25 protein-coding genes and 2 pseudogenes are annotated in these 24,999 nt (G+C 71.5%); 18 read left to right on the top strand and 9 right to left on the bottom strand.

Features of this window, described 5'->3' with window-relative positions:
• Nucleotides 1-108: 108 nt before the first annotated feature.
• Complete coding sequence (locus ACZ6S4_RS15055; protein ID WP_465475482.1) at nucleotides 109-828, bottom strand: Clp protease N-terminal domain-containing protein; 720 nt, start codon at nucleotides 826-828, stop codon at nucleotides 109-111.
• Nucleotides 829-928: 100 nt separating this feature from the next.
• On the opposite strand from ACZ6S4_RS15055, the gene ACZ6S4_RS15050 reads away from it, so the two are divergent.
• On the top strand, nucleotides 929-1,861 hold the full coding sequence (locus ACZ6S4_RS15050; protein WP_465475481.1) for an aldo/keto reductase: 933 nt from the start codon (nucleotides 929-931) through the stop codon (nucleotides 1,859-1,861).
• Between the two features lie 9 nt (nucleotides 1,862-1,870).
• On the opposite strand, the gene ACZ6S4_RS15045 is transcribed toward ACZ6S4_RS15050, so the two are convergent.
• The gene (locus ACZ6S4_RS15045; RefSeq protein ID WP_465475480.1) at nucleotides 1,871-2,695 is read right to left on the bottom strand and encodes a DeoR/GlpR family DNA-binding transcription regulator; all 825 of its coding nucleotides are present in this window, start codon (nucleotides 2,693-2,695) and stop codon (nucleotides 1,871-1,873) included.
• Between the two features lie 294 nt (nucleotides 2,696-2,989).
• Between ACZ6S4_RS15045 and ACZ6S4_RS15040 the strand changes: the two genes are divergently transcribed.
• The 6 genes from ACZ6S4_RS15040 to ACZ6S4_RS15015 are packed head-to-tail and all read left to right on the top strand — an operon-like array spanning nucleotide 2,990 to nucleotide 9,178.
• Nucleotides 2,990-4,279 (top strand): ABC transporter substrate-binding protein, encoded by a 1,290-nt coding sequence (locus ACZ6S4_RS15040; protein ID WP_465475479.1) that lies wholly within the window; start codon nucleotides 2,990-2,992, stop codon nucleotides 4,277-4,279.
• Nucleotides 4,280-4,331: 52 nt separating this feature from the next.
• The gene (locus tag ACZ6S4_RS15035; RefSeq protein ID WP_360821525.1) at nucleotides 4,332-5,267 is read left to right on the top strand and encodes a carbohydrate ABC transporter permease; all 936 of its coding nucleotides are present in this window, start codon (nucleotides 4,332-4,334) and stop codon (nucleotides 5,265-5,267) included.
• 5 nt (nucleotides 5,268-5,272) lie between these two features.
• The gene (locus tag ACZ6S4_RS15030) at nucleotides 5,273-6,115 is read left to right on the top strand and encodes a carbohydrate ABC transporter permease (protein WP_465475478.1); all 843 of its coding nucleotides are present in this window, start codon (nucleotides 5,273-5,275) and stop codon (nucleotides 6,113-6,115) included.
• Between the two features lie 39 nt (nucleotides 6,116-6,154).
• Nucleotides 6,155-7,018, top strand: coding sequence for a ketose-bisphosphate aldolase (locus ACZ6S4_RS15025; RefSeq protein WP_465475477.1), 864 nt, complete (start codon nucleotides 6,155-6,157; stop codon nucleotides 7,016-7,018).
• A gap of 1 nt (nucleotide 7,019) precedes the next feature.
• Nucleotides 7,020-8,222, top strand: a complete 1,203-nt coding sequence (locus ACZ6S4_RS15020) for an ADP-dependent glucokinase/phosphofructokinase (RefSeq protein WP_465475476.1) — start codon at nucleotides 7,020-7,022, stop codon at nucleotides 8,220-8,222.
• Nucleotides 8,219-9,178 carry a class I mannose-6-phosphate isomerase gene (locus ACZ6S4_RS15015; protein WP_465475475.1) on the top strand — a complete coding sequence of 320 codons (960 nt, stop codon included), beginning with the start codon at nucleotides 8,219-8,221 and terminating at the stop codon, nucleotides 9,176-9,178. The genes ACZ6S4_RS15020 and ACZ6S4_RS15015 overlap by 4 nt, the downstream gene beginning before the upstream one ends.
• Here ACZ6S4_RS15015 and ACZ6S4_RS15010 read toward each other — a convergent pair.
• On the bottom strand, nucleotides 9,130-10,590 hold the full coding sequence (locus ACZ6S4_RS15010) for an MFS transporter (protein ID WP_465475474.1): 1,461 nt from the start codon (nucleotides 10,588-10,590) through the stop codon (nucleotides 9,130-9,132). The genes ACZ6S4_RS15015 and ACZ6S4_RS15010 overlap by 49 nt on opposite strands.
• A gap of 67 nt (nucleotides 10,591-10,657) precedes the next feature.
• On the opposite strand from ACZ6S4_RS15010, the gene ACZ6S4_RS15005 reads away from it, so the two are divergent.
• Complete coding sequence (locus ACZ6S4_RS15005; RefSeq protein WP_465475473.1) at nucleotides 10,658-11,293, top strand: TetR/AcrR family transcriptional regulator; 636 nt, start codon at nucleotides 10,658-10,660, stop codon at nucleotides 11,291-11,293.
• A 546-nt stretch (nucleotides 11,294-11,839) separates the two neighbouring features.
• Here ACZ6S4_RS15005 and ACZ6S4_RS15000 read toward each other — a convergent pair.
• Nucleotides 11,840-12,889, bottom strand: a complete 1,050-nt coding sequence (locus ACZ6S4_RS15000) for a hypothetical protein (RefSeq protein ID WP_465475472.1) — start codon at nucleotides 12,887-12,889, stop codon at nucleotides 11,840-11,842.
• A gap of 91 nt (nucleotides 12,890-12,980) precedes the next feature.
• Here ACZ6S4_RS15000 and ACZ6S4_RS14995 point away from each other — a divergent pair, with 91 nt between their 5' ends.
• The 5 genes and pseudogenes from ACZ6S4_RS14995 (at nucleotide 12,981) to ACZ6S4_RS14975 (ending at nucleotide 16,444) form a co-directional block, all read left to right on the top strand.
• A complete protein-coding gene (locus ACZ6S4_RS14995) occupies nucleotides 12,981-13,595 on the top strand; it encodes a TetR/AcrR family transcriptional regulator (protein ID WP_465475471.1) in 615 nt (204 codons plus the stop codon).
• 55 nt (nucleotides 13,596-13,650) lie between these two features.
• Nucleotides 13,651-14,589, top strand: coding sequence for a GlxA family transcriptional regulator (locus tag ACZ6S4_RS14990; protein WP_433729357.1), 939 nt, complete (start codon nucleotides 13,651-13,653; stop codon nucleotides 14,587-14,589).
• Nucleotides 14,590-14,666: 77 nt separating this feature from the next.
• A complete protein-coding gene (gene gap, locus ACZ6S4_RS14985; protein ID WP_465475470.1) occupies nucleotides 14,667-15,671 on the top strand; it encodes a type I glyceraldehyde-3-phosphate dehydrogenase in 1,005 nt (334 codons plus the stop codon).
• Between the two features lie 13 nt (nucleotides 15,672-15,684).
• A complete protein-coding gene (locus ACZ6S4_RS14980) occupies nucleotides 15,685-16,011 on the top strand; it encodes a hypothetical protein (protein ID WP_465475758.1) in 327 nt (108 codons plus the stop codon).
• A pseudogene (locus ACZ6S4_RS14975) lies at nucleotides 15,933-16,444 on the top strand (MmyB family transcriptional regulator). Before ACZ6S4_RS14980 ends, ACZ6S4_RS14975 begins: the two are co-directional and overlap by 79 nt.
• A 54-nt stretch (nucleotides 16,445-16,498) precedes the next feature.
• Here the strand turns inward: ACZ6S4_RS14975 and ACZ6S4_RS14970 are convergent.
• Nucleotides 16,499-17,132: pseudogene (locus ACZ6S4_RS14970) on the bottom strand (alpha/beta hydrolase).
• A 165-nt stretch (nucleotides 17,133-17,297) separates the two neighbouring features.
• Between ACZ6S4_RS14970 and ACZ6S4_RS14965 the strand changes: the two are divergent.
• A complete protein-coding gene (locus tag ACZ6S4_RS14965) occupies nucleotides 17,298-18,179 on the top strand; it encodes a hypothetical protein (protein WP_465475469.1) in 882 nt (293 codons plus the stop codon).
• A 51-nt stretch (nucleotides 18,180-18,230) separates the two neighbouring features.
• On the opposite strand, the gene ACZ6S4_RS14960 is transcribed toward ACZ6S4_RS14965, so the two are convergent.
• From ACZ6S4_RS14960 to ACZ6S4_RS14950, 3 genes are all read right to left on the bottom strand, one after another.
• Nucleotides 18,231-19,679, bottom strand: coding sequence for an alpha/beta hydrolase (locus ACZ6S4_RS14960; RefSeq protein ID WP_465475468.1), 1,449 nt, complete (start codon nucleotides 19,677-19,679; stop codon nucleotides 18,231-18,233).
• An 88-nt stretch (nucleotides 19,680-19,767) separates the two neighbouring features.
• Entirely contained in the window at nucleotides 19,768-20,229 is a 462-nt protein-coding gene (locus ACZ6S4_RS14955) for a VOC family protein (RefSeq protein WP_465475467.1), read from the bottom strand.
• Nucleotides 20,226-20,813, bottom strand: a complete 588-nt coding sequence (locus ACZ6S4_RS14950; RefSeq protein WP_465475466.1) for a DinB family protein — start codon at nucleotides 20,811-20,813, stop codon at nucleotides 20,226-20,228. The genes ACZ6S4_RS14955 and ACZ6S4_RS14950 overlap by 4 nt, the downstream gene beginning before the upstream one ends.
• 62 nt (nucleotides 20,814-20,875) lie before the next feature.
• Here ACZ6S4_RS14950 and ACZ6S4_RS14945 point away from each other — a divergent pair, with 62 nt between their 5' ends.
• On the top strand, nucleotides 20,876-21,850 hold the full coding sequence (locus ACZ6S4_RS14945; RefSeq protein WP_465475465.1) for a helix-turn-helix transcriptional regulator: 975 nt from the start codon (nucleotides 20,876-20,878) through the stop codon (nucleotides 21,848-21,850).
• A 7-nt stretch (nucleotides 21,851-21,857) separates the two neighbouring features.
• On the opposite strand, the gene ACZ6S4_RS14940 is transcribed toward ACZ6S4_RS14945, so the two are convergent.
• Entirely contained in the window at nucleotides 21,858-22,211 is a 354-nt protein-coding gene (locus ACZ6S4_RS14940) for a hypothetical protein (protein WP_465475464.1), read from the bottom strand.
• Between the two features lie 187 nt (nucleotides 22,212-22,398).
• Between ACZ6S4_RS14940 and ACZ6S4_RS14935 the strand changes: the two genes are divergently transcribed.
• From ACZ6S4_RS14935 to ACZ6S4_RS14925, 3 genes are read left to right on the top strand one after another with little or no spacing between them, the layout of a single operon-like run.
• Nucleotides 22,399-23,205 (top strand): class I SAM-dependent methyltransferase, encoded by an 807-nt coding sequence (locus tag ACZ6S4_RS14935; RefSeq protein WP_465475463.1) that lies wholly within the window; start codon nucleotides 22,399-22,401, stop codon nucleotides 23,203-23,205.
• Complete coding sequence (locus ACZ6S4_RS14930; protein WP_465475462.1) at nucleotides 23,205-24,209, top strand: ABC transporter substrate-binding protein; 1,005 nt, start codon at nucleotides 23,205-23,207, stop codon at nucleotides 24,207-24,209. The genes ACZ6S4_RS14935 and ACZ6S4_RS14930 overlap by 1 nt, the downstream gene beginning before the upstream one ends.
• Before the next feature lie 22 nt (nucleotides 24,210-24,231).
• On the top strand, nucleotides 24,232-24,996 hold the full coding sequence (locus tag ACZ6S4_RS14925) for an ABC transporter permease (protein ID WP_465475461.1): 765 nt from the start codon (nucleotides 24,232-24,234) through the stop codon (nucleotides 24,994-24,996).
• The last annotated feature ends 3 nt before the right edge of the window (nucleotides 24,997-24,999 follow it).

Here is a 24,999-nt window from a genome sequence, read left to right as displayed (position 1 = left end):
ACCCCCCCCCCCCCCCCCCCCCCCCCCCCCCCCCCCCCCCCCCCCCCCTCCCCCCCCTCCCCCCCCCCCCCCCCCCCCCCCCCCCCCCCGCCGGTGACAAAGTCAAGATCATGAAGGGGGTGCGGCCAGGGCGGCGGTGATGGACGCCTCGGCGGTGCCCTTGTCGATGCCGAGTCCGGCGAGGACCCCCGTGCCGTCCTCGAGCTCCAGCAGCGCGAGCAGGATGTGCTCGGTGCCGACGTAGTTGTGGTTCATCCGCAGGGCCTCCCGGAAGGTCAGCTCCAGCGCCTTCTTGGCATGCGCGTCGAACGGGATGAGCGCGGGCACGGAGTCGGCCGCCGCCGGCAGCGTCGCGGTGGCGGTCTGCCGGACGCTGTCCAGGGACACGCCCTGCGCGACGATCGCCCGGGCGCCGAGCGCGCTCGGATCCGCCGCCAGGCCGAGCACCAGATGAGCCACGCTGATCTGACTGTTGCTCTTGGCGCGGGCCTCCTCCTGCGCCGTCACGACGACCTTCCGCGCGCGGTCGGTGTAGCGGCTGAACCCCTGGCTGGCGTCGAGGTCCGGCGCTTCGCCCTTGGCGACGAACCGCTTCTGGGCGGCCTGCTTGCTGACCCCCATGCTGCGGCCGATCTCGGTCCAGGAGGCGCCGGAGCGGCGCGCCTGGTCGACGAAGTGGCCGATCAGATGGTCCGCGACGTCACCGAGGTGATCGGCGGCCAGCACCGCGTCGGAGAGCTGGTCGAGAGCGGTGGAGTGGGTCTTCTTGATGGCCTCGATCAGGTCGTCGAGCCGGACCGAGGCGGCGATGGGTTCAGGAGTCGTCATGCCGTCAACCATAGGTTGACGTAGGCGCGTCGTCAACTCAGGGTTGACGACGTCGGGCCTCGCCTGCGACGCGGATCCCCCGAGAAGGCATTCTGAGCTGATGACAGTCATCGACCGGCTGGCCCGGGCGTCCCGGGTCGGTCTCGGACTGGCCGCCGTCGGCCGCCCGGGCTACATCAATCTCGGCCGCGAGGCGGATCTGCCGGCCGGGCGGACCGTCGAGGCGATGCGGGCCCGGGCCCACGAGCTGCTCGATCAGGCGTACGCGGCCGGTGTCCGGTACGTCGACGTCGCCCGCTCGTACGGCCGGGCCGAGGAGTTCCTGGCCCAGTGGCTGCGGGCCCGGCCGGACGCGGACGACGTCGTGGTCGGCAGCAAGTGGGGTTACACCTACGTCGCCGGGTGGCGGGTCGACGCCGAGGCGCACGAGCTCAAGGACCACAGCGTCGCCACGTTCGACCGACAGCTGGGGGAGTCCCGGGCGCTGCTGGGCGACCGCCTCGACCTGTACCAGATCCACTCGGTCACCCCGGACAGCCCGGCGTTGCACGACGAGGTCCTGCACCGCCGGCTCGCCGATCTCGCCGCCCAGGGCACCGTGATCGGCCTGTCGACCAGTGGTCCCGCGCAGGCCGAGGCGATCCGCGCCGCGCTCGGCATCCGGGTCGGCGGACGCCCGCTGTTCCGCAGCGTGCAGGCGACGTGGAATCCGCTGGAGCCCAGCGCGGGCCCGGCGCTCGCCGAGGCGCACGACGCGGGATGCCTGGTGATCGTCAAGGAAGCACTGGCCAACGGCCGCCTCGCCGGAGCCGGGAGCCTTGCCTCCGGCGGCGCCCCGGCCGACGCGGTGGCGCTGGCGGCGGCGCTGCACCAGCCGTGGGCGACAGTCGTGCTCTCCGGTGCGGTGACCGGCGACCAGCTGGCGTCGAACCTCCGCGCGCAGACACTCACTGTCGACCCCGCCCGGTGGCAGGGCCTGGCGGTGCCCGGCGCCCGCTATTGGGAAGAGCGATCGCGGCTGCCCTGGGCCTGAAGCCGGGCCCTAGGCGGCGCTCCGGGCCGCCGGGGTGATCAGCTCCACCCCGTTCGCGGCGAGGGCCTCTCGCAGATCGGCCGGCGGGGCGGTGTCGGTGATCAGGTAGTCGGCCGCGCCCAGCTCGGAGACCTGCGCGAACAGCCGGCGGCTGAACTTGGAGGAGTCGGCCAGGATCGCCACCCGGGCCGCGCGGGAGACCATCTCCTGCATCATCGCCGCCTCGGCCAGGTTGCTGGTCGTGTAGCCGGCCTCCGCGGAGACCGCGCCGACGCCGATCAGCGCCAGGTCGCAGCTGATGTCGAGCTCGGCGCCGCCGTTGGCCCGGAAGCTGACCGGCCCGATGGTCGCAAGGGTGAGGGTGCGCACCGCACCGCCGAAGACGTAGATGTCGCGGACCGCGGTCGGCGGCAGCGCGCCGGGCAGCAGCAGATTGTTCGTCGCCACCGTGAGGTCGCGGTGCTGGCCCAGGTTGCGGGCGACCGCGAGGGTGGTCGTCCCGCCGTTGATCATGATGGTCGAGCCGTCCTGGACCAGGGCCGCGGCCAGCGCCGCGATCTTCTCCTTCTCCTGCTCCATCAGGGCGAGCCGCTGGTCGACGGCGCGGTCGGTACGCGAGATCGTGGACAGGCTGACCGCGCCGCCGTACGTGCGCACGAGCACCCCGTCGGCACTCAGCTGATCGAGGTCACGCCGCACGGTGTCGATGGAGACGCCGAACCGCTCGGCCAGCTCGCCGACCGTGACCTGACCGGTGTCGGCGACGTACGCGGCCAGCTGGGCCTTGCGTCCGGCGGGCAGATGCCGCTGCCGCTCGTCCTTGTCGACGCTCACTGCTTCCCCTTCATCAGTGCGGCAGTATGCCACAACCGTGCGAACACCACGCACATCGCTGCGTAGAGCGGCGAAGAGCCGCAAGAAGGGGCACCGTCCCTCGGAAGGGTGCTCTTCGCTGCCCGGCTCCAGCTCAACGCCGCCTCGTCCAGCCTGCAGTTCTGCCGCATGACGCAACAGTATGCCGTACTCCGCAGTTTTCTGCTGTTCTTGTCTTGTCCTTGTCTGTAACACGCTGCTAACGTGGCGCCAACACAGCAGAGAACAGAAAGATCTCGATAGAAGGAGTTCGCCATGGCTCTTGGTGCATCCCGGCTCAAGCGAGTGATAGCGGCGGCCACCGCCGCCTCGCTGGTCGCCTTCATGGCGGCGTGCGGTTCAGGCGATTCGGAGGACGCCGGCTCGGGAGGCACCGTGACGCTGGAGTTCGCCCAGTGGTGGGGAGCCGAGTTGCCGGCCGGGGACTTCGACAAGATCATCTCCGACTTCACGGCGCAGAACCCGACGATCAAGGTCAAGCTGCTCAGCGCGCCGTACGCCTCGACCAAGCAGCAGCTGGTCACCGGCGCGGCGTCCAAGACGCTGCCCGACGTGGTCGGCCTGGACGGCGCCTGGGTCAACGACTTCGCCAAGCAGGGCGCCATCACCGACATGTCCGAGCTGATGACCGACGCGAGCTACGACGCCTCCCAGCTGGCCAGCCAGGTGCAGATCAAGGGCAAGACGTACATGATCCCGGTGGTCAACTTCGTCTACCCGCTGTTCGTCAACAAGGACCTGCTCACCAAGGCCGGCGTCAGCAAGGTGCCCACCACCCGCACCGAGTTCCTGGACGCGGCCAAGAAGATCAGCGCCACCGGCGGCAACGTCAAGGGCTGGGCGCTCCCGCTCGACACCGCCGTCCCCAACGGCATCCAGAACGACGTCATGTCCTGGCTCTGGGCCTCCGGCGGCAGCATGCTGGCCGACGGCAAGCCGGCCCTGACCAGCCCGCAGGTCAAGAGCACGGTCGAGTACGTGAAGAGCCTGAACGACGCCGGTGTCATCGCCCCCGGCTCGCTCACCATGAAGGAACAGGACAAGGTCGAGAAGTTCACCAACGGCCAGGTCGGCATGATGATCGACTCGCTCGCGCACATCAACCTGATCAAGAAGAACAAGCCGGACCTGAAGTTCGAGGTGGCGGCCCTGCCGGCCGAGGACGGCTACACCGGCAAGCGCGGCATCCCGTACGCGTCCTGGGGGATCGGTATCTCGAACTCCACCAAGCACAAGGCCGAGGCGTTCAAGCTGGTCTCGTACCTGATGAGCCAGGAGACCAACGCGAAGCTGAGCACCATCGCGAACGGCTTCCCCGGCAACAAGAACGCCAAGCCCGACTTCAGCACCGGTGACCCGCTGTTCAAGACCGCCTTCGACATCTACCAGCAGGGCTACCCGGCCAACGAGTTCGTCGGCCTGCCCAAGTCCGAGGACCTGATGCGCAGCTTCGACGAGCAGTTGCAGCTCGTGCTCACCGGCAAGGCGAGTGTCGACGACGCCCTCGCCAAGTCGCAGGAGTCCTGGTCGTCGGTGATCGAGTAGCTCGCCCGGATGCCGCGCCGGTCCGGCGCGGCATCCGATCAAGGAGACAGCCATGACATTGACCGCACCGGAAACCGCGGCGCCGGCCGAACCGGCCGCCCCGGGCCGGCCCCGCTCTTCCTTGGCCCGGCGACTGGTCCCGTACGGCTATCTGTCCCCCACGGTGCTGCTGATCGTGGTCCTGATGGTGGTCCCCATCGTCATGGTGATCGGCTACTCGTTCCGGGACAACGTGATCGTGCAGGACAACTCGGTGTTCGCCGGGCTGGTCAACTACACCAAGGTGCTCACCGACCCGGACTTCCTGGTCGCGATGAAGAACACCGCGATCTTCATCTCGGTCAGCACCGCGGCCCACCTGGTCCTGGGTCTCGCGTTCGCGATGATGCTCAACACCAACCTGCTGAGCGGGGTCACCAAGGCGGTCTTCCGGATCGTCTACATCCTGCCCTGGCTGTTCACGATCGCGGTGATCGCCGTCATCTGGCGGCTGCTGCTCGACCCGTCCGGCGTGGTCAACTACGTGCTCCAGACGCTGGGCTTCGTGCAGGAGGGCGTGGACTGGCTCGGCAGCCCGACCACGGCGCTGTGGGCGGTGACCTTCGCCAACATCTGGTCCGGCTACCCGTTCTTCATGATCAGCCTGCTGGCCGGGCTCCAGGGCATCTCCGCCGACCTGTACGAGGCGGCCGCCGTGGACGGCACCAACTGGCTCCAGCGTTTCGTGCACGTGACGCTGCCCCAGCTGCGGCCGGTGATCATCAGCATGGCCGTGCTGGACCTGATCTGGACCTCCCAGCAGTTCGCGCTGATCTGGATGATGACCGGCGGCGGGCCGCTGAACAGCACCGAGATGCTCAGCACCTACACCTACAAGCAGGCCTTCAGCGAGTACGAGTTCGCGACCGCGTCGGCCGCCGCTGTGGTCGTCCTGCTCATCACGATGGTGCTGGCCTTCTTCTACGTACGCTCGCAAAGGGAGCGGTGAGGCAGATGGCCACCGTCAAGACCCGGCGCACCCTCGCGAAGGCCGGTGTCATCACCGGGCTCGTGATCGGCGCGCTCTTCGCCGGCCTGCCGGTCCTGTGGATGCTCTCCACCTCGTTCAAAAGCAACGGGGACGTCTTCCAGAACCCGCCGAAGCTCATCACCGAGAGCTTCTCCTTCGACGCCTACCGCGAGATCCTGGGCAACGGTGCCCAGCTGCGGTTCTTCCTCAACAGCTACATCGTCGCCCTGGCCGTGACCGCCCTGACCCTGCTCGTCGCGCTGCTCGCCGGGTACGCGTTCAGCCGCTTCACGTTCCCGCTGCAGAAGACCATCAACGCGGTGATCGTCAGCGTCCAGGCGGTGCCGCCGATCACGCTCGTCATCCCGTACTTCGGGCTGGTCGTCGCGCTCGGGCTCTACAACACCTATCCCGGCCTGATCCTCACCCACATGGTGTTCACCCTGCCGTACGCGATCATCATGATCACCGCGTACCTGAACACGCTGCCGCGGGAGCTGGACGAGTCCGTCAAGGTCGACGGTGGCACGAGCTGGACCGCACTGTGGCGGATCCTCGTGCCGGTCTCGGTGCCCGGTCTCATCGCGGTCGGGGTCTACACCTTCATGATCTCGTGGAACGAGTACCTGTTCGCGCTCACGCTGACCCGCACCGACGACATGCGCACGGTGCCCATCGGCATCCAGCTGCTCATGGGCCAGCACTCGTACGAGTGGAACCAGATGATGGCGATGAGCATCCTCGGGTCCGTCCCCGTCCTGGTCCTCTTCCTGCTCTTCCAGCGGCGCTTCATCGGCGGCCTGACCGCCGGCGCCGTCAAGGCCTGACACACCACCCTCAGCTACGCAAAAGGAGAAACACCGAACATGCTGACGACCGGCAAGGCGATCCTCGACGTCGCCAATGAGCACAGCTTCGCCGTGCCCGCCTTCAACATCAGCGACTGGGCGATGTTCCAGGGAATCGTGGAGATCAGCGAGGAGACCGACGCGCCGCTGATCGTGGCGATCCACCCGGACGAGGTCCGGCACATCGGCCGCGAGATGATCACCGGCATCATCCAGCGCGCGCACCGCGCGAGCGTGCCGATCGCCATCCACTGGGACCACGGCGGCACCTACGAGCAGATCCTCCAGGCGGCTCAGTACGGCTTCACCTCCGTGATGATCGACGGCTCGCTGCTGCCGTTCGACGAGAACGTCGCGCTCTCCCGCAAGGTCGCCGACTCGGCCCACGCCCTGGGCCTGTCGGTGGAGGGCGAGCTCGGCACGATCGGCGCGAACGACAGCTACGCCGAGGCGGGCGCCGCCACCATCATCTACACCGACCCCGACGACGCGGTCACCTTCGTCGAGCAGACCGGCGTGGACAGCCTCGCCATCGCCATCGGCACGTACCACGGCTTCTTCCCGGCGCACCTGAAGCCGGAGCTGAAGCTGGACCTGCTCAAGGAGATCAAGGGCCGGGTGCGGATCCCGCTGGTGCTGCACGGCGGCTCCAACAACCCCGACGACGAGATCGCCGAGGCCGCCCGGACCGGCATCAACAAGATCAATATCTCCACCGACATCAAGGTCGCCTACCACAACAAGATGCGCGAGGTGCTGGGCAACGACCCGAAGGTGCGCGAGCCCAACGCCATCCAGCCCGCGTGCATCGACGCCATGAAGGTCGTCGCCGCCCAGAAGATCGAGCTGTTCGGCGCCGCCGGCAAGGGCTCGCTCTACTGAGATGGCCGACGCCTCCTGTGTGGTCCTGGGTCTCGGCGGCTGCGTCGACTACGAGCTGAAGCTGACCGCCGGTGTCCTGAAGCAGCTCGTCGCCGAGCACGGCATCACCGCCGCGGACCTGACGCCGCCCGCCGTGGTGAGTAGCGTTCGGGACCTCGTGGTGTCGATCCTCGGTTACGTGGCCCGGGGCGGGGGCGGCGAGCACTACGTCGCCTCCGCCCCGGCGCTCGAGAGCTTCGCCGCCCGGTTCCCGTACCGGCCGGCGCTGGGCGGGACCTCGGTGCGGGCCGGGATCCTGATGAGCCGGCTGGGCGTGCCGTCGACGCTGCACCTGGTCAGCGTCAACGACACCGTACGGCGGCTGCTGCCCCCGGACAGCGAGTACATCTCCAGCGGCGCCGAGGACACCTTCTACCCGCACCTGATCGTCCAGTACGACCGGGGCCTGCGGATCCGCACCGGCGACCTGGACATCACCGCGCCGTTCCCGAACCGGCTGATCTACGTCAACGATCCGGCCAACGGCGCCATGCTGCTCACCGCCGATCTGGGTGACCGGCTGGGTAAGGCGGAGGTGTTCCTGATCTCGGGGTTCAACGCCATGCGTTCCGCGGCCGAGCTCGATCGCCGGCTCGCCGAGCTGCGCGCGCACATGCGGCAGCTGCCGCCGGCGGCGGTGACCTACTTCGAGGACGCGGCGTACCACGAGCCGGCGTTCAGCCGCCGGGTCCGCGACGCGTTGCTCGACCGGATCGACGTGTACGGGCTGAACGAGGACGAGCTGCAGGCGTACCTCGGACACCCGGTCGATCTCCTCTCGGCGCCGGCGGTGGCGGATGCCCTGACCGCGGTGCAGGCGCTCATTCCGGTGCCGGCGCTGGTGCTGCACACCAAGTACTGGGCCCTGGTCCTGGGCTCCCGTGCCGCGGCCTACGCCGACGCCCTCGACACCGGCACACTCATGGCGGCTACCCGCTACTGCCACGGCGACGACTTCACCGACGAGGACGTCGACCGCCTGCGCCGGCAACCGCGGCGGCCCGAGTCGGTGGCCTTCGCCGCCGAGCTGAGCGAGCGGATGGGCGACGTGGTCCACTGTGTTCCCGGCTTCGCGCTGGACGTCGGGAACCCCACCACCGTCGGGCTCGGCGACACGTTCGTCGGTGGCTTCCTCACCGCGGTCGCCCGGAGGGAGTCCCGATGACCGTCCAGGCCCTGCCGGCCAACCAGCCCGAGACCTTCTACCGCGGCGCCGGGCGGATCGCGGAGTTCCGCAACGGGCCGGCGCTGCCGGATCGGCCCGAGGACTGGGTCGCCTCGGTGACCACGCGCTTCGGGCTGGCCCCGTCCGGCCTGTCCACCCTGCCCGACGGCCGGGTGCTCGCCGAGGCGATCGAGGCCGACCGGCGCCACTGGCTCGGACCGGACCGGGCCGACACCGGGATCCTGGTGAAACTGCTCGATGCGGGACAGCGGCTGCCGTTGCACGTGCACCCGGACCGCCGCTTCGCGACCGCGCATCTCGCTTCGCCGTACGGGAAGACCGAAGCCTGGGTGATCGTCTCGGCCCGCCCGGACGCCCATGTCCATCTCGGCTTCGCCCGCGACGTGGCGGCCGAGGAGCTGGCCGGCTGGGTGACCGCGCAGCGGACCGGGCCGATGCTGGCGGCCACCAACCGGATCCCGGTGGCGGCCGGGGACGCCGTTCTGTGTCCGGCCGGGCTGCCGCACGCGATCGGCGACGGCATCCTGCTGGTCGAGATCCAGGAACCGACCGACTTCTCGGTGCTGCTGGAGTACGAGGGCTTCGGGCTCGCTGACGGGCACCTGGGACTCGGCTACGAGCAGGCGTTGCAGTGCGTCGACCGCGGTGCGTGGACGCCGGAACGCCTCGACACGCTGCGGGGCGGGCCGCGGCTGCTGCCCGAGGCCGCGGATGAGTTCTTCTCCGCTCGGCGTTTGCGCGGCGGTGACCGCCTGGAACAGGGCTTCAGCGTGCTGGTCGTGGTGCGCGGCGAGGGCCGGCTGACCGGCGAGAAGGACGATCTGTCGCTGCGGCGGGGGGACACGCTGCTGGTGCCGTACGCCGCCGGCCCGCTCCGGGTGGACGGTCAGGTTGAGATGATCAGGCTGGCGCCCGCCTCACTGTCCCGGGCGTAGCGGCGGGTGCGCAGGATCGCCCATCCGACCAGCACCGCCGCCACCGCCGTCAGCGTGAGGCCGGAGATGGTGGCGGCCTGCTCGAACTGGGCAGTCTGCCGGCCGGTCCAGGCCGAGACGGCGATGGTGCCGGTGAACATCGCCGCGAGGATGGTGCCGGTGACCGCGACACCGGCCCCGGAGGTGACCTCGGAAGCGGTGTCGACCAGGGCCGCGCCGATCGTGGTCCGGTCCTTCGGCAGGCCACGCAACACGTTGACGCCGGCGACCACGCCGACCACGCGCATTCCCGCCGCCACCAGCACCAGGGCGACCGCGATCCACGCGTACCCGAAGGTGCCCAGCAGGCCGTAGACGCCGAGCCCGGCCACCACCGCCGTGGCGCTGAGCCACGCGGCCCGCTCCAGGCCGGCCCACCGCACGAACGGATCGACCAGCGCGCCACCAACGACCAGCACGACGACCTGGGGCAGCATTCCGGCGGCGGCCAGCGCGGGCGACCACCCCCAGTCCAGCTGCAGTTGCAGCGTCACCAGATAACCGAGGCCGGCGGTTGCCAGCCCGGCTGCCGCTTTGTAAGCCAGGCCGCCGGCGACCAGGGGATGGGCCACGAGTCGCAGGTCGAGCAGCGGGTGCCGCGCCGCACGCTCGCGCAGCACGAAGAAGATCCCGCCCGCGACGGCCGCCGCGGTGGCCGTCCACGGCGCCCACGAGCCGCTGCCCTCGTCGACGAAGAGCGTCGGTGCGACCAGCGCGAGCACGATCGTCGCGGTGCCGAGCACCGCCCCGAGGACGTCCATCGGGTCCCGATGGAGATCGGCCGCCTCGTCCGCGGCGATGCCGGTGCGCACGCCGACGCCGGCGAGCGCGGCGATCGGCACGTTGACCAGCAGCAGCACCTGCCACGGGGCGATCGCCAGCACCAGGCCGCCGGCCGTCGGGCCGATCGCCAGCCCGATCAGGCCCACGGTCGAGATGAGGGTCATCGCCCGCACCCGCAGGCTGTCCTGCTCGAACAGCCGGAAGGCCAGCGCCATGGAGCCCGGTGTCGTCATCGCGGCCGCGACGCCCATCAGCACGCGCACGACGATCAGCTGCTCCGCGGTGGTGACGAACGCGGTGGCCAGGCTGGCCGCGCCGAGCAGCAGCAGCCCGATGAGCATGATCCGCCGGCGACCGAACCGGTCGGCTGTCGCGCCGAACAGCAGCATCAGCCCGCCGAACACCACTGCGTACGCGCCCGTCACCCACTGCAGCGCGACCGTCGAGGCGTGCAGCTCGCGGCCGATGGTGGGCAGCGCGACGTTCAGGATCGAGTTGTCCAGCATCTCGAACAGGAACACCGCGGACAGTCCGGCGAGGGCCACCCGGGCCTCCCGCAGGGACCGGGGCGCGGGTGCTGTGATCGTCATGCCCGGAACCGTAACGCTAACGGTTAGTGTTTTGCAACGGTTAGTGTTTTGCTGCTAGGCTGCGGTCGTGACCGAGCCGCCCGGACGACGTGAACGCAAGAAGGCCGCCACCCGCAAGGCCATCGCCGACACGGCGCTGCGCATGTTCCTGGAGCGCGGTTACGACGCGGTGGGGATCCGCGAGATCGCGGCGGCGGCCGATGTGGCGATCACGACGCTGTTCGCCCACTTCCCGTCCAAGGAGGCGCTGGTCTTCGACGAGGACCCCAAGCGGGAGCAGCGGCTCATCCGGGCGGTGACCGAGCGAGAGCCGGGCCGGTCGGTTCCCGATGCGTTGCGCCGGCATCTGCACGAGGCCGTCCGGGAGTCGGCCACGCCCGGCTCGGTGGCCTTCTGGCAGCTCGTCGACAGCTCACCCGCCCTGCGGGAGTACGCGACGACGATGTGGTTGCGCCACGAGGCCGCGCTGGCCACCGCGCTCGCCGCCGACCTCGGCCGGCCGGAGCCGTCGACGCTCTGCCGCGCGTTCGCCCGCTTCGTGCTCGGCGTGCATCCGCTCGCTCGTGAGGCGGCGGATCCGGCGGCCGCGGTCGACGAGATCTTCGACCTCATCACCCCGGGCTGGGACGCCGCGGTCGCCGCCGGGCCCCGCACCAGCGCCCGCGTCGTCGCGGCCGCGGCCGAGCCGGCCCGGGGGATCTGAGCGCCGGCCGCGACCGACCGGCGCTCAGTGTCCTCGGTGCCGGCCGCGACCGGCCGGCGAAGGGTCGTCACCGCCGGCCGCGACCGGCCGGCGAAAGGTCGTCAGTGCCGGCGGCCGATCCGCAGCCCCGGAACTTCACCGTCGACAAGGCGCCCGACGGCTTCTTCATCCAGAACGACGACGAGGGTGGCCTGACCATCGCGCCCGTCGCGGTCCAGCACCCCGGCCCCGGCGTCGACCCCCTCGCAGCATCCGATGTACGACCCGCGGGACCCGACCGGCAAGATCGGTATCTATCTGGAGACCGAGGAGTACCGCGGCGAGCTGACCGGCGAGAAGCTCACCGGGGCCGGCCACGAGTCCGTCGTGCGCTCGGTCGGCCGGACCCGGCAGCTCGTCATGTCGGTGTCGCGCGAGGTGTACGCCACCGTCCAGGTCGACGTGCCGCTGAGCCGCGAGCAGATCCTCGGGCTCGGCGCCGGGCTGCATGTGCACCGGGAGGCCATCGAGCGACCGGGTCGGCAGCGGCCGACCCGGTCCGGTGTCTCACACTGTCGCGGGCATCTGCGGCTGTGCCGCCGCGTCGCTGGTCGCCGGGCCGGTGGTACGGCGGGCACGCAGCCCGCTGATCAGGCACAACGCGACGCCGAGCGTGACCCACGCCGCCAGCACGACGACAGGCCGGGTGGCGCTGTGGCCGTCGAAGAAGGCGGTCGAGCGCAGCAGCTGGCTGCCGGCACCGGGCGGGAGCAACTGGCCGAGGGCGCCGGACCAGCCGGGCAGCATCTCCGGGGCGGTGGCGGTGCCGGAGAGCGGGTTGCCGACGAGCATCATGGTGGCAGCGCCGAGGCCCAGTCCGGCCGCGCCGAGCAGCGACTCCAGGCCGAGGACGGTCAAGGCGGTGGCCGCGATGGTCAGGCCGACGGCGCCCGCGTTGGCCAGGTAGGCACCGTCGAGGGAGCCGAGCCAGAACTGCAGGATCGCCGCCATGGCGAGGCCACCGGTGATCGCGAAGGCGAGCGCGCCGGCGACCCGGCGGCCGGTGCCGCGTACCAGGCTGGTGAGCAGTGCCGCGGCGAGCAGGCCGCCGATGACCAGCGGCAGGGCGCCGGCTGTCAGTCCGGCACCGCGCGGGTCGTCGGCGGGCAGCGCGACGATGTCGCGGACGGCCACCGCGGGGGTCTGTCCCTGGGCCCGCGCCTGGGCGAGCGCGGTGGCGACGCCCTGCAAGGTCTGGGCGACCGGGGTGCTGGCGGCGGAGGCGGTGATCACCTGCGGGGTGCCGGTGCTGACGTCGATGGCGCCGTAGACCTCGCGGTCGCGGATCAGCCGAACGGCTGCGGCCGTGGTGTCGACCCGGGTGATCTCGAAGGCGTCCGGGAGACGTTGGTCGAGGGCGGCGCTGACCTGGCCGGCGGCGGCGCTGGGCCCGACCACGGCGATGGGCACGTCGTGCACCGAGGACCGCACCGACGGCCAGGCGAAGGCGGTCAGCAGCACGCTGATGATGAGGGTCAGCAGGGCGACCGCCCCGGCCACCCGCGCCCACGGTGACGGTGCCGAGGTGTCTGCTGCTGAGGAGGCCCGCGTGGCCATGTCTACTCCTTAAGAGAACGGATGTTCGCTTTTTATGGTGCGCGCCGGGCGCCCGCTTGTCAAGAACGAACGTTCGCTTTACTGTCGGCTCATGCCTCGCGTCTCCGAGCAGTACCGCACCAACCGCCGCGCCGAGATCCTGGTCGCGGCGGCCCGGCTCTTCGCCACCAACGGCTTCCACAACACGTCGATGGCCGACATCATCGGTGCGTCCGGGTTGTCGGCCGGCGCGGTCTACCGGTACTTCCGGAGCAAGGAAGAACTCATCGGGGCCGTGGCGGAGCAGGCGCTGTCGGCCGCCGACGAGGTGTTCGGCGACCTGCTCGCCGACGGCGCCACGCCGTCACCCGACCGCGCCCTGACCGCGATCCTGGAAGCGATCAGCGGCCGGATAGCCGACAACCCGGCCATCGGCGCGGACATCACCCGGATCGGGGTGCAGGTCTGGGCCGAGGCGCTGCGCAACCCCGAGCTGGCCGCCCGCGCGAACACGGTGTACGAGCGGCTGCGGGGTCATTTCGCCGAGGTCGCCCGCCGCTGGCAGGCCGCGGGTCACCTGGCCGCCGACGCGGTGCCGCAGCAGGTGGGCGCCGCCCTGCTCAGCCTGGTGCAGGGTTTCGTGCTGCAACGTCTCCTGGTGAAGGGCACCGACACGGCCGGCTACCTCGCCGGCGTACGAGCCCTGCTGGCCGCCGCCACGCCGTGAGGTGAGCACGCGCGGCAGGTGGCGGGATCCTTGCGGCCGGTGCCATCGTGGCTTCATGAATCATCGGGTCGTGGTGCTCGTGCTGGAGGGCGCCAAGCCGCTGGACGTCGGCATCCCCGCGCAGGTGTTCGCCAACCGGCCGACGATGCCGTACCAGGTGTTCGTGTGCGGGGCCGCGCCCGGACCGGTGGCCGGCGGGGACGGGCTGTCGTACCACGTGGCCGAGGGGATCGACGCCTTCGCGCACGCGGACACCATCTTCATCCCGGGCTACCGGCAGCCCGCCACCACCGAACCGCCGGCCGCGGTCGTCGCGGCGCTGCAGGCCGCCCACCGGCGCGGCACCCGGCTCGCGGCGATCTCCACGGGCGCGTTCGCGCTCGCGGCGACCGGCCTGCTGGACGGCAAGCGGGCCACCACCCACTGGCACTACACGCGGGCCCTCGCGGAGAAGCACCCCCAGGTACGGGTCGACGAGAACGTGCTGTTCGTGGACGAGGGTGACGTGCTGACCTCGGCCGGCGCGGCGTCCGGCATCGACCTGTGCCTGCACCTGGTACGCCGCGACCACGGCGTCGGACTGTCCAACATCGTGGCCCGGCGGCTGGTCGCGGCGCCGTACCGCAGCGGCGGCCAGGCCCAGTACGTGCCCCGCAGCGTCCCCGAACCGCTGGGCGACGTGTTCGCCGGCACCCGCGAGTGGGCGCTGGCCCGGCTGGACGAGCCGCTCACCCTGGAAGCGCTGGCCCGCAACGCCCGGGTGTCGGCACGCACCTTCTCCCGGCGGTTCGTGGAGGACACCGGATACACACCGATGCAGTGGGTGCTGCGGGCCCGCGTCGACCTCGCCCGCGAGCTGCTCGAGGTGACCGGGCTCGGCGTGGAGCAGATCGCCGCCCGGGTCGGTCTCGGCACCGCGGCCAACCTGCGCCTGCATTTTCAGCGCATCCTCGGCACCTCCCCGACGGAGTACCGCAACACGTTCTCTTCCTGATCTTGATGGCGAGATCCTTGCGCATGGTGGCTCCCCGGCCACTGTCGCCGCGCCGGTGGGTCGCCGACGATGAAGCCATGACTCGCATCGCCGTCAATGGCTTCGGACGCATCGGACGCAACACCCTGCGGGCCCTGCTGCAGCGCGACAGCAAGCTCGAGGTGGTGGCGATCAACGACCTCGCCGCCCCGGAGACCCTCGCCCATCTGCTCAAGTACGACAGCGCGCTGGGACGCCTCGGCCGCCCGGTCGAGCTCGACGGCACCGATCTCACCGTCGACGGCCACCGCATCCGGTTGTACGCCGAACGGGACCCGGCCGCCCTGCCCTGGGCCGATCTCGACGTCGACATCGTGCTGGAGTCCACCGGCCGCTTCACCGCGGCCAAGGCGGCCCGGGCCCACCTCGAGGCCGGCGCGCGCCGGGTGCTGGTGAGTGCGCCCTCCGACGGTGCCGACGTCACTCTCGCCTTCGGCGTCAACACCGATGCGTACGACCCCGAGCGGCATCTCATCGTCTCCAACGCGTCCTGCACCACGAACGCGCTGGCCCCGCTGGCGTCGGTGCTGGACGACCTGGCCGTCATCGAGCACGGCTTCATGACGACCGTGCACGCGTACACGCAGGAGCAGAACCTGCAGGACGGGCCGCACCGTGATCTGCGCCGGGCCCGGGCGGCGGCGGTGAACATCGCCCCCACGACGACCGGTGCCGCCAAGGCGATCGGCAAGGTCCTGCCCCGCCTGGACGGCAGGCTCACCGGCGACTCGATCCGGGTGCCGGTGCCGGTGGGCTCGCTGGTGGAGCTCAACACCACGGTCGAGCGGGCGGTGAGCCGCAACGAGGTGCTGGCGGCGTACCGGGCCGCGGCCGGCGGCGCGCTGCACGGCGTCCTGGAGTACACCGACGACCCGCTGGTCTCCAGCGACATCACCGGCAACCCGGCCTCGGCGGTCTTCGACGCCGCGCTGACCCGGGTGGACGGCCGGCACGTCAAGGTGGTGGCCTGGTACGACAACGAGTGGGGTTTCGCCAACCGCGTCATCGACACGCTGGAGCTGATGGCCGGGGCGTCCCGCTGACAGGTTCCCCCGGGTGTCCATCACGACCCAGCGCACCTGGCGGCACGACCTCGGTGACTTCCTGCGCCGGCGGCGGGAGTCCATCCCGCCGGCGGCGGTCGGGCTGCCCGCGAGCGGACGGCGGCGGACGCCGGGACTGCGCCGGGACGAGATCGCGGCCCTGGCCACCATGTCCACTGTCTACTACGAGCGCCTGGAGCAGGGCAGGGGCCGCCGGCGGCACCCGAGCCGGCCGGCTACGTCGATCCCTCCCTGCTCGCCGTGCTGCAGGCGGCCGCCGCCACCGCGCCCGGGTTCATCTCCGACGAGCTGGGCACGGTCGTGGCCCGGAATCCGCTGAACATCGCGCTGTTCGGCCGGTTCGCCGGCCGGCCCGGACGTCAGGCCAACCTGATCTGGCTGTGGTTCACCTCCGCCGAGTGGCGCCGCACCCTGGAGCCGGAGAGCCAGCACGAGCAGACCGGCCGGGCGTACGTGGCCGACCTGCGCTCGGTCACCGACCCCGGGCCGCCGCGCTGGTCGCCGAGCTGCGCGCGGTCAGCCGCGAGTTCGCGGACCTGTGGGACGAGCATGAGGTGTCCGTGCTGCACTGCGCCACGAAACGGGTCGTGCACGGGGAGGTCGGTCGCTTCGACCTCGACTGCTCGGTGACGTTGAGCCCGTTGTCCCGGCAACGGATGCTGCTGCACCCGGTACCGGGCACGGGGACCGAGGAGCGGCTGGCCCAGCTCCTCGCTTCGCTGAGTGAGCCGAGCGCCGAGGTCAGGCGATGACCGGCGCCGGCCGGTGGCGCCGGTAGGCCGCGCCGAGCGACCCCGGTCCGGGGCTCAAGCCGTGACCGGCGCCGGCCGGTGGGCCCGGTAAGTCGTGGCGAGCACTTCGGCGAGCGCTTCCGGAACGGACAGGAACGGCGAGTGCGACGTCGCCAGCTCGACGACCCGGGTCGGGTGGGCCGACACGGCGTCGATCTCCGTGACGAAGCGGCGTTGCAGCGCGGGGGGCACGGCCCGGTCCCCGGTGCAGACGACGTAGGTGTGCGGCACTGATCCGTACCGTTGCGGGGTGATGCTGAGCGTCTCACCCGCGATGCCGTCCGGGCCGAGCAGCCCGATAGCCGCGTCGGCGAGGTGCTCGTCGACGTCGTGGTAGAAGGTCTCCCGCACGGAGGCGTGCCGGGACCGGTCGCCGGGGTCGAGGCGCAGCGCGCCGACCCACGCACGGCCGGCCGCCGCCGGCCCGCCGGATCTGCGCGGCGAGCGTGGCGCCGGCCGAGGAGGCGGTCACGGCGGCCGAGGGCGCGGACTCGGTGGCGAAGGCGGCCGGATCGAACGGCCGGGACCAGCGGGCCGACGGCGAGCGCCCGGCCAGGCCGTGCCCGTCCAGGTCGAAAGCAACGGAGGGTACGCCATACGCGGCCAGCGGCCCGGTCAGCAGGCTCCAGCACCAGCTGCCGTGCCACATCCCGTGCACCAGCACGATCGGGGTGAACGCGGTCATGATCAGCACCGTAGGCGGCGGTCCGGCGGCGAGCCACGCACGAACAGTACGAGGCTTGCGGCACCTCCCTACACTCCCTCCTTTGTGGACTGCTTCCGGCGGTCCCACGGGGGACGAGAGGAAGTTCAGATGAACCGCACCATCCGCCGCACGCTCGTGGCGGCCCTGCTCGGCGCGACCACCGCGCTGACCGGGGTGAGCGCAGCCGTCGCCGCACCGGCCGCCCGCACCGGGCCGCTGGCGATCACCGCCACCGACGTGGTCTACGGCCAGCCGGACCTCTCCGGCACACGCACCGGCACCAACACGGTGACCATCACCAACCGCAGTGGCGACACCATTCCGGCGCCGCTGCTGACCCTGCCCTACTCGAGTCTGCTGAACATCGACCACGGCGCCCTGAACGGGTGCCCGCAGGCCCAGCTGGGCGGAGGGACGTTCCGCTGCTGGGCGTACCCGTTGGCGCCGGGCGAGACCCGCGACTTCGAGCTCGGCTGGCTGACCCGTGACCGCGGCCCGGGCGCCACGGTGCAGACCAAGGTCGAGGTGGCCCGTGAGGTCGGTGGTGCGGCGGTTCCGCGTACCGCGGCCAGGACCAGCTGGCGGGTGTCGTTCGCGCCGCTCACCGGCACCTTCGACATCGCGGCCACCGAGCTGCGGCTCGCCCAGGAGGCCGACGGCGTGTGGCGTGGCACCGTGGGGGTCACGGTGACCAACATCAGTGCCGAGCCGGTGCCGTACCCGGTGGTGCGTTTCTTCACCCCGAGCGAGGAGACGCAGGCCTGGACCGACTGCGTGTCGGTGCTGGCCGGACCGGAGGTCCCGGCCTGCCTGCTGGCGCCGCTGGCGGCGGGGGAGACCCGTCAGGTGTCGCTGGTCTGGGCGTCGCCGTGGGGCCAGCCGGGCGTCGACCCGACCGTGCGCGTCGATGCGGCCCCGGACGCGACCGGCACCGCCGTCATCGAGGGCACCGGCGCGGGCACCGAGGTCCGCGTCGTCCCGGTGGGCTGACCACCCGGCCGGGTGGTCCTGTCCGGCGGGGACGGGACCACCCGGCCGTGTCTAGGCTCCGGGGACGCGCGGGGGTGCGGCGCACGTGGCGCCCCGGGGCGGCAGCACGAGGTCGATCAGATACCGGTCGACCACCGCCTCCGTGCACGGCGTCGTCCCGTACGCGCCGTGGCCCCAGCCCTCGTAGGTGACCAGCCGGCCGTGCCGGCCCAGCTGCGCGGCGACGTGGGTGGCCCATTCGTAGCCGGTGCGCGGGTCGTGGCGGGCGTTGAGCAGCAGCAGCGGGGTCCTGGTGTGGACCCGCGGCACGTGGATCGGGTTGCGCACCGGCGTCGGCCAGCCGAGGCACGTACCGACGGCGAGCAGGCCCGCGCCGTAGCGCACGTCGGGGGCCGCGGCCGCGGCCGTCCTGACCAGCTCGGCGTACTCGTCGTAGTCGCGTACCGGCACCGGCCAGTCGTTGCAGAACACAGCGGTGCTGATCGGCGGGATGGCGGCCGGCACCGGGGTGCCTTCGGACAGCGAGCTCACCGCCCCGGCGAAGCCGGGCCAGTCTGGGCGGGCCAGGGCGCCGACCGGGATCGCGGCGATGTCGAAGGCGGTGTACGGCCCGTACTCGCCGCGGTCGGCCCGGGCCAGCACGTCGGCCCAGATCCCGCGCACGTCCTTGCCGTGCAGCACGCACGCGGTGCTCGTGTCGCACCACGCGACGAACTCGTCGAACGAGTCCTGCGCCGCGATCGCCGCGGTACGCACGAATTCCCGTACGCCGAGGCTGTGGTCGAACACGCTCTCCAGCACGACGGCCCGGACCCGGCCGGGATACCGCTCGGCGTACTGCGCGCCGAGCAGGGTGCCGTACGAGCTGCCGTGGAAGGTCAGCTTCGGCTCACCCAGAGCACGGCGCAATGCCTCCAGGTCGCGAACAGTGCTGAGCGTGTCCGCGTGGTCGAACACCGGGCTGGTCGGGCGGCAGGCGTCCCACAGCGCCCGGTTGTAGGCGATCAACGCGTCGAAGTCGCGCTGACCGGCCGGCAGCATCGGCGGCTTGGGGACAGCGGGGTCGGGAGCGCAGCTCGGTGCACCGCTGCGGGCCACGCCACGCGGGTCGAAGCTCACCGTGTCGAACTTGTCGAGGATCTCGGGGCTGAACCGGTTGCCCTGGCGGATCCGGTTCACCCCGGAGTCGCCCGGGCCGCCCGGGCCGAACACGAGGGTGCCGGCCCGCTGCCCGGCCACGCGGGCCGGGCGGCGGGCCACCCACAGCTCGAACGTCGCCCCGTGCGGCCGTGCCCAGTCGACCGGCAGGCGCAGGGTCGCGCACCGTACCGGATCGTCCGGCTTGAGTGGCAGCTCCTTGATGTCGTCCGGGCAGGTCTGCCAGGCGAGCGCCGGTGCCGGTCGCCCGGTGCCGGCGGCCGGGGGAGCGAGCGCGAACACGGCGGCCATGGCGACGGCGGCGGTGCCGGCCACGGCTCGTACGGTGATGCTGCGGGTCATCGCACTTCCCTTCGATGGACCCACAGCATCGACGCGTGTCGACAGTGGCCGGTATCCGGAAACACCCTGAGACAGCCCTGAACTGTCCTCAGTCGAGGCAGAACTCGTTGCCCTCGGGATCGGCCATCACGATGAAGCCGAAGCTCATCGGGGGTTCGGGCTCGGAGCGGCTCACCCGGCGGGCGCCGAGCGCGACGAGCCGGTCGCACTCGGCCTCCAGCGCCGCCATCCGCTCGTCGCCCTGCAACCCCGGGGCTGCCCGGACGTCGAGATGGACCCGGTTCTTGGCCACCTTGTCCTCCGGCACCTGCTGGAAGAACAGCCGCGGCCCGCGCCCGTCCGGGTCCTCGATGGCCGACCGCGTGTTGCGCTCCTCCTTGGGCACGCCGACGCGCTCGAGGAACTCCTCCCACGCCGCCAGCGGGTCGGCGCCCTCGGGCAGCTCGACGCCGGGCGGGCCGGGGTGGACGTAGCCGAGGGCGTCGCGCCAGAAGGACGACAGCGCCGCCGGGTCGTGGGCGTCGAAGGTCACCTGGATCTCGCGGCTCATCGGGTAGCTCCATTCTGGGTGGTTGTCGTGTGCAGACAGAGGTCGCGCAGCAGGCAGACCTCGGACAGATGGTGGATCAGCTCGCGGTGGATGTGCAGCACCAGGTCGGCCATGCTCGCCTCCGGGTACGGCTCCTTCGCGCCGACCCTGGTCCGCAGCCCGGTCTCGCCGAGCTCGCGGACACCGGCCAGCCAGACGCCGAGCTGGGTCTCGAGCTGGTCGAGTGCGGTGCGCGCGTCGGCGGCGTACTCCCAGGACTCGTACGACGCCGGCGGCGCGCCGAAGTGCGCCGCGTTGCGGGCGGCCAGCACGCCGACGATGACATGACCGAGCCGCCAGGCGATCGTGGTGAACGCGGCGGGCACCGGCTCCGGGAACGCGTAGTCGATCGTGAAAGCTCCGGCGCCGACCTGCACGGGCGCCGTCGAGCTGCCGCGTGGCCGCACGCTCCAGGCGTCCGGGACCGGCGACCAGAAATACTCGTCGTCGGTGAGGCCGTCGAGCCGGGCGCGCAGCTGATGCTCCCAGTGGTGCTCCCACTGCCCCCGCAGTGTGGCATTCCAGTCGAGTTCGTCTGGTTCCATGCCGCCCACCCTGCCACCCATGGCGGACAGTATCGGTCCGCTATCTCTGACAAAGTGGTGGCATGGATCTGGTGGGCGGCGGGGAGCGGGGCACGACCGAACGGGTGCTCACCCTGCTCGGCCTGCTGCAACAGCGGCAGGTCTGGACCGGCCCCGAACTCGCCGGCCGCCTCGGAGTCACCCCGCGCACGGTGCGCCGCGACGTCGAGCGGCTGCGCGCGCTGGGCTATCCCGTGCACGCCAGCCAGGGCGTCGGCGGCGGTTACCAGCTCGGCCCCGGACAGCACCTGCCGCCGCTGCTGCTCGACGACGAGGAGGCCATCGCCACCGCCGTCTCCCTGCTCGCCGGTGCGGGCGGTGAGGTCGCGGGGGCCGGGGAGGCCGCACTGCGGGCGCTGACCAAGCTCGACCAGGTGCTGCCCCTGCGGCTGCGGCACGACGTCCGCGCGCTCGCCGGCTCGGTGGAGTCCTTCGGCGGTGGCCGTACCCCGGTCGACCCCGACGTGCTCATGACGCTGGCCCGGGCCTGCCGCGACCAGGTCGAAGCCGGCTTCGGCTATCCGTCGGGCAATGAGGTACGCCGCCGGCGGGTCGAGCCGTACCGCCTGGTCGCCTCGGACCGACGCTGGTACCTGTTCGCCTACGACCTGGACCGCGACGACTGGCGCAGCTTCCGCGCCGACCGGATGACCGAGGTGGCCGCCCGCACCTGGCACTTCCGCCCGCGCCCGGCCCCCGACGCGGCGACGCACGTGCAGGAGGGCGTGGCGAGCCGGGTCTACAAGCACCAGGCCCGGTTCCTGGTGCACGCGCCGGCCGACACCGTCCGCGCTCAGGTCCCGGCGTCCGCGGCCGTCGTCCGGCCGCGCGGGAGCCGGCGCTGCGAGGTGCTCAGCGGTGCCGGCAGCCTGGACTTCGTCCTCATGCACATGGTCCTGCTGGGCCACGACTTCGAGGTGCTCGACCCACCGGAGCTCGTGGGACGCTGCCGCGCGCTGGCCGAACGCCTGCTCTCAGCCGGCGCGGCCGCGGAGTAGCCCCCGCTCAGCCGTGCCCGAGCTCGGCGCGGAGCCGTTCCATCTTCTTGTCGAGGTTGCCCGCCACCGTCGCGGCCTCCTGCAGCTCCTCGACCAGGCCGGCCGGGATGTCACCGCGGTACTTGTAGCGGATCTTGTGCTCCAGCCCGGCCCGGAAGTCCATCGCCGCGGTCCGGATCTGCACCTCGACCGGGACCAGCTCGACCCGGTCGGAGAGGTGCTCGCGGGCTCCGGGCCGTACCCCTTGCGCAGCACCTTCTCGGCGATGCTGCCCAGCTCGGCCCCCCGCTCGAAGGGATTGGCCCGCGGCTCGCGCCGCACCGGTCGCTGGGTGAGCTGGTCTGCCTCGATCATGCTTCATGGTTGCCCGCGGCCGCGTACCGGCACATCCACCAGCCGCAGGCTTCCACGCCGGCCGCCGTACACCAGCTGCGGTATCCGGCCGGCTAGACATATCGATGGATGTCATTCCGATCAAGGGGTTCGTTCGCTAACGTCCCTTGGGCAACCGCTTTCCTCGCCCGTCGCCACGACGTCAGGAGCGACGCATGACCGCGGTCACGGAGTCTGATTCCCCGTACGCGTTCGACAACGACGAGCCCACCGCCGCCGCCCTGCTCGGCGCGCTCGCCGCCACCCTGGACCGGTTCACCACCGCACGCCTGCGTGAAGCCGGTGTCACCCCCGGCATGCGCTGCCTGGAGATCGGCGCCGGCGCGGGCACGATCGCGGTGTGGCTCGCCGAGCAGGTCGGTCCGGCCGGGTCGGTCCTCGCCACGGATCTCAAGCCGCAGCACGTGCCTTCCCGCCCGGGCCTGACCACCATCCGGCATGACGTGGTCACCGAGCCGTTGCCCGGCGGCCCCTTCGACGTCGTGCATGCCCGGGCGGTGTTGCAGCACCTGCCGCAGCGCCGGGAAGTGCTGGCCAAGCTCGCCGATGCGCTGACGCCCGGTGGTGTGCTGGTCGTGGAGGAGCTGGAAGCGGGCTGGAGCCGATCGGTACTGGCGACCCCGGACCCTCGTGCCTTCGACGTCTTCGCCGAGTACGAGAAGGCCTTGACCCGGGTGCTGGCGGCCGGCGGCAACGACCAGACGTGGAACCGCCTGAAGCACGCGGCGATGCTCGACCTCGGGCTCGAGGACGTCGACACCCAGGGCTGGCAGGGCTCGTTCGCCGGCGGCACGGGTGTGTGCCTGCTCGCCCACTCCGGTTCCACGGAGCTGCACGACCGGCTCGTCGAGGCCGGCATGCGACCCGATGACCTGGAGTTCCTGCGGCGGATCGCCCTGGATCCACGCCTGGTGCTGCGGGGCATCATGCTGCTGTCCACCGCCGGCCGCAGGCCCCGCTGATGCCGGCCCCGCTGACCCGCCTGCTCGGCGTCGTCGCAGCGGTCGCCGCCATCGTGCTGAGCGCCGGCTGCACCGGTGCCGAGCAGGACCCGGGCGCCGCCGAGAAGGTCTCGTATCTCACCGGCGCGAGCATCCTGGGGCGCGAGGCGTTCGCCTTTGTGGCGATGGACAAGGGCTATTTCCGGGAGGCCGGCTTTGATGTCGAGGTGCAGGCGGGCAAGGGCACCAACGCCAACCTGCAGCTCCTGCAGAGCGGCAAGGTGGATTTCGCGGCCCTCGACATCACCGCGGCGCTGATCGAGTACGGCAAGGGCACGTTCCGGGACTTCACCATCGTCAACGCCGTCCAGCAGCGCAACATGCAGTGCATCATGGCGCTGGCCGGCAGTGGCATCAGCGGCCCGAAGGACCTGGCCGGCAAGAAGATCGCCTATCTGCCCGGAGGCGTCGCCAAGCAGCTGTTCCCGGCCTACGCCAAGCTCGCCGGCATCGACCAGTCAGGCATCCGGTGGGTCAACATCCCGCTGGAGCAGCACCCGCAGAACCTGGGTGCGGGCACCGTCGACGCGGCCACCCAGTTCGCGGTGGGCCGGCCGGGCATCGACCGGGTGGCCAAGGGTCGCGAGGTGGTCGTGCTGCCGTACGCCGACGTGCTGCCCGACCTGTACGGCGTCGGGCTCGGCGTCACCCGGAGGGCGAAGAGCGAGGATCCCGAACGGGTCCGCCGGTTCAGCGACGCATTACTCAAGGGACTGCGGGACGCGGTGCGGGACCCGGCTGAGGCCGGCCGGATCTACGCGAAGCACCAGAAGATCCAGCCGGAGCCGGTCGCGGCCGCCGAGAACACGCTGATGGCCCCGTACGTGCAGGCCGCCGGTACGACGGTCGGCGCGCTGGACACCCAGCGCGTCGCCCGGGCGATCAACGTCCTCCGCGGCGCCGGGGCCGTCCCGTCCGCCTTCGCACCCGAGGACGTCATCTCCTTCGACCTGGCGCCGGACTGAACACGACGGACGGACGGCTCGGATGCGGGGCAGTGGTGGGCCGGTCGCGGCGACGGCGTTGGCTGTCGGCGGCGGTGCTGTCAGTGTGGGGCTCTGGTGGCTCGCCATCGTCGTGTTCGATATCGCCTCCTACACGGCGCCGACGCCGCCCGAGGTGGTCGCGGCGTTCAGCCGGATGCCGCGCTACCTCTTCGAGAGTGCCTGGATCAGTCTGCTGACGACAGTGCAGGGCTTCGCCGTCGCCGTTGTGCTCGGGGTGGCCGTCGGTGCTCTGCTGGGCAGTTCCCGCACCTTGGAGCGGGCGTTCATGCCGTCGTTGGTGGCGCTCAACGCCGTACCCAAAATGGCTTTCGGTCCTCTCCTGCTGGTGTGGCTGGGCGTCGGGCGGACGTCGAGCGTCGTGATGGCCGTGCTGCTGTGCTTCTTTCCCGTGGTGCTCTCGGTCGCGACCGGCCTGGCCCGGACACCCGCCGATCTGATCGAGCTCGCCCGGTCACTGTCGGCGGGCCGCTGGCAGACCTTCGCCCGGGTGCGGCTGCCCAGTGCGTTGCCGCAGGTCTTCGTGGGCTTGAAGGTGGGGCTGCCGCTGGCCGTGATCGGCGCGCTGCTCGGCGAACTCTTCGGCGCCGGTGCCGGGCTGGGCTACGTCATCACGACCGCCGGCTCGGACACCGGGCTGGCGTTCGCGGCCATCGCGCTGGTGGCCGCGCTGAGCATCGTCCTGTACTACCTGCTGGTCCTGGTGGAGACGCTGCTGCTGCCGTGGGTCCGGGAGACCACTGGGTAGGTT

The sequence above is a fragment of the Actinoplanes sp. NPDC051405 genome (genome assembly GCF_055586185.1).
Note: the sequence above shows the minus strand (reverse complement) of the source record. Positions and strands in the feature narration are given on the sequence as shown.

What these genes read in the sequence shown, in the direction of transcription:
- ACZ6S4_RS15055 (WP_465475482.1), bottom strand. Translation starts at nt 828, where the DNA reads ATGACGACTCCTGAACCCATCGCCGCCTCGGTCCGGCTCGACGACCTG.
- ACZ6S4_RS15050 (WP_465475481.1), top strand. Translation starts at nt 929, where the DNA reads ATGACAGTCATCGACCGGCTGGCCCGGGCGTCCCGGGTCGGTCTCGGA.
- ACZ6S4_RS15040 (WP_465475479.1), top strand. Translation starts at nt 2,990, where the DNA reads ATGGCTCTTGGTGCATCCCGGCTCAAGCGAGTGATAGCGGCGGCCACC.
- ACZ6S4_RS15035 (WP_360821525.1), top strand. Translation starts at nt 4,332, where the DNA reads ATGACATTGACCGCACCGGAAACCGCGGCGCCGGCCGAACCGGCCGCC.
- ACZ6S4_RS15030 (WP_465475478.1), top strand. Translation starts at nt 5,273, where the DNA reads ATGGCCACCGTCAAGACCCGGCGCACCCTCGCGAAGGCCGGTGTCATC.
- ACZ6S4_RS15025 (WP_465475477.1), top strand. Translation starts at nt 6,155, where the DNA reads ATGCTGACGACCGGCAAGGCGATCCTCGACGTCGCCAATGAGCACAGC.
- ACZ6S4_RS15020 (WP_465475476.1), top strand. Translation starts at nt 7,020, where the DNA reads ATGGCCGACGCCTCCTGTGTGGTCCTGGGTCTCGGCGGCTGCGTCGAC.
- ACZ6S4_RS15015 (WP_465475475.1), top strand. Translation starts at nt 8,219, where the DNA reads ATGACCGTCCAGGCCCTGCCGGCCAACCAGCCCGAGACCTTCTACCGC.
- ACZ6S4_RS15010 (WP_465475474.1), bottom strand. Translation starts at nt 10,590, where the DNA reads ATGACGATCACAGCACCCGCGCCCCGGTCCCTGCGGGAGGCCCGGGTG.
- ACZ6S4_RS15000 (WP_465475472.1), bottom strand. Translation starts at nt 12,889, where the DNA reads ATGGCCACGCGGGCCTCCTCAGCAGCAGACACCTCGGCACCGTCACCG.
- ACZ6S4_RS14995 (WP_465475471.1), top strand. Translation starts at nt 12,981, where the DNA reads ATGCCTCGCGTCTCCGAGCAGTACCGCACCAACCGCCGCGCCGAGATC.
- ACZ6S4_RS14990 (WP_433729357.1), top strand. Translation starts at nt 13,651, where the DNA reads ATGAATCATCGGGTCGTGGTGCTCGTGCTGGAGGGCGCCAAGCCGCTG.
- gap (WP_465475470.1), top strand. Translation starts at nt 14,667, where the DNA reads ATGACTCGCATCGCCGTCAATGGCTTCGGACGCATCGGACGCAACACC.
- ACZ6S4_RS14965 (WP_465475469.1), top strand. Translation starts at nt 17,298, where the DNA reads ATGAACCGCACCATCCGCCGCACGCTCGTGGCGGCCCTGCTCGGCGCG.
- ACZ6S4_RS14960 (WP_465475468.1), bottom strand. Translation starts at nt 19,679, where the DNA reads ATGACCCGCAGCATCACCGTACGAGCCGTGGCCGGCACCGCCGCCGTC.
- ACZ6S4_RS14955 (WP_465475467.1), bottom strand. Translation starts at nt 20,229, where the DNA reads ATGAGCCGCGAGATCCAGGTGACCTTCGACGCCCACGACCCGGCGGCG.
- ACZ6S4_RS14950 (WP_465475466.1), bottom strand. Translation starts at nt 20,813, where the DNA reads ATGGAACCAGACGAACTCGACTGGAATGCCACACTGCGGGGGCAGTGG.
- ACZ6S4_RS14945 (WP_465475465.1), top strand. Translation starts at nt 20,876, where the DNA reads ATGGATCTGGTGGGCGGCGGGGAGCGGGGCACGACCGAACGGGTGCTC.
- ACZ6S4_RS14940 (WP_465475464.1), bottom strand. Translation starts at nt 22,211, where the DNA reads ATGAAGCATGATCGAGGCAGACCAGCTCACCCAGCGACCGGTGCGGCG.
- ACZ6S4_RS14935 (WP_465475463.1), top strand. Translation starts at nt 22,399, where the DNA reads ATGACCGCGGTCACGGAGTCTGATTCCCCGTACGCGTTCGACAACGAC.
- ACZ6S4_RS14930 (WP_465475462.1), top strand. Translation starts at nt 23,205, where the DNA reads ATGCCGGCCCCGCTGACCCGCCTGCTCGGCGTCGTCGCAGCGGTCGCC.
- ACZ6S4_RS14925 (WP_465475461.1), top strand. Translation starts at nt 24,232, where the DNA reads ATGCGGGGCAGTGGTGGGCCGGTCGCGGCGACGGCGTTGGCTGTCGGC.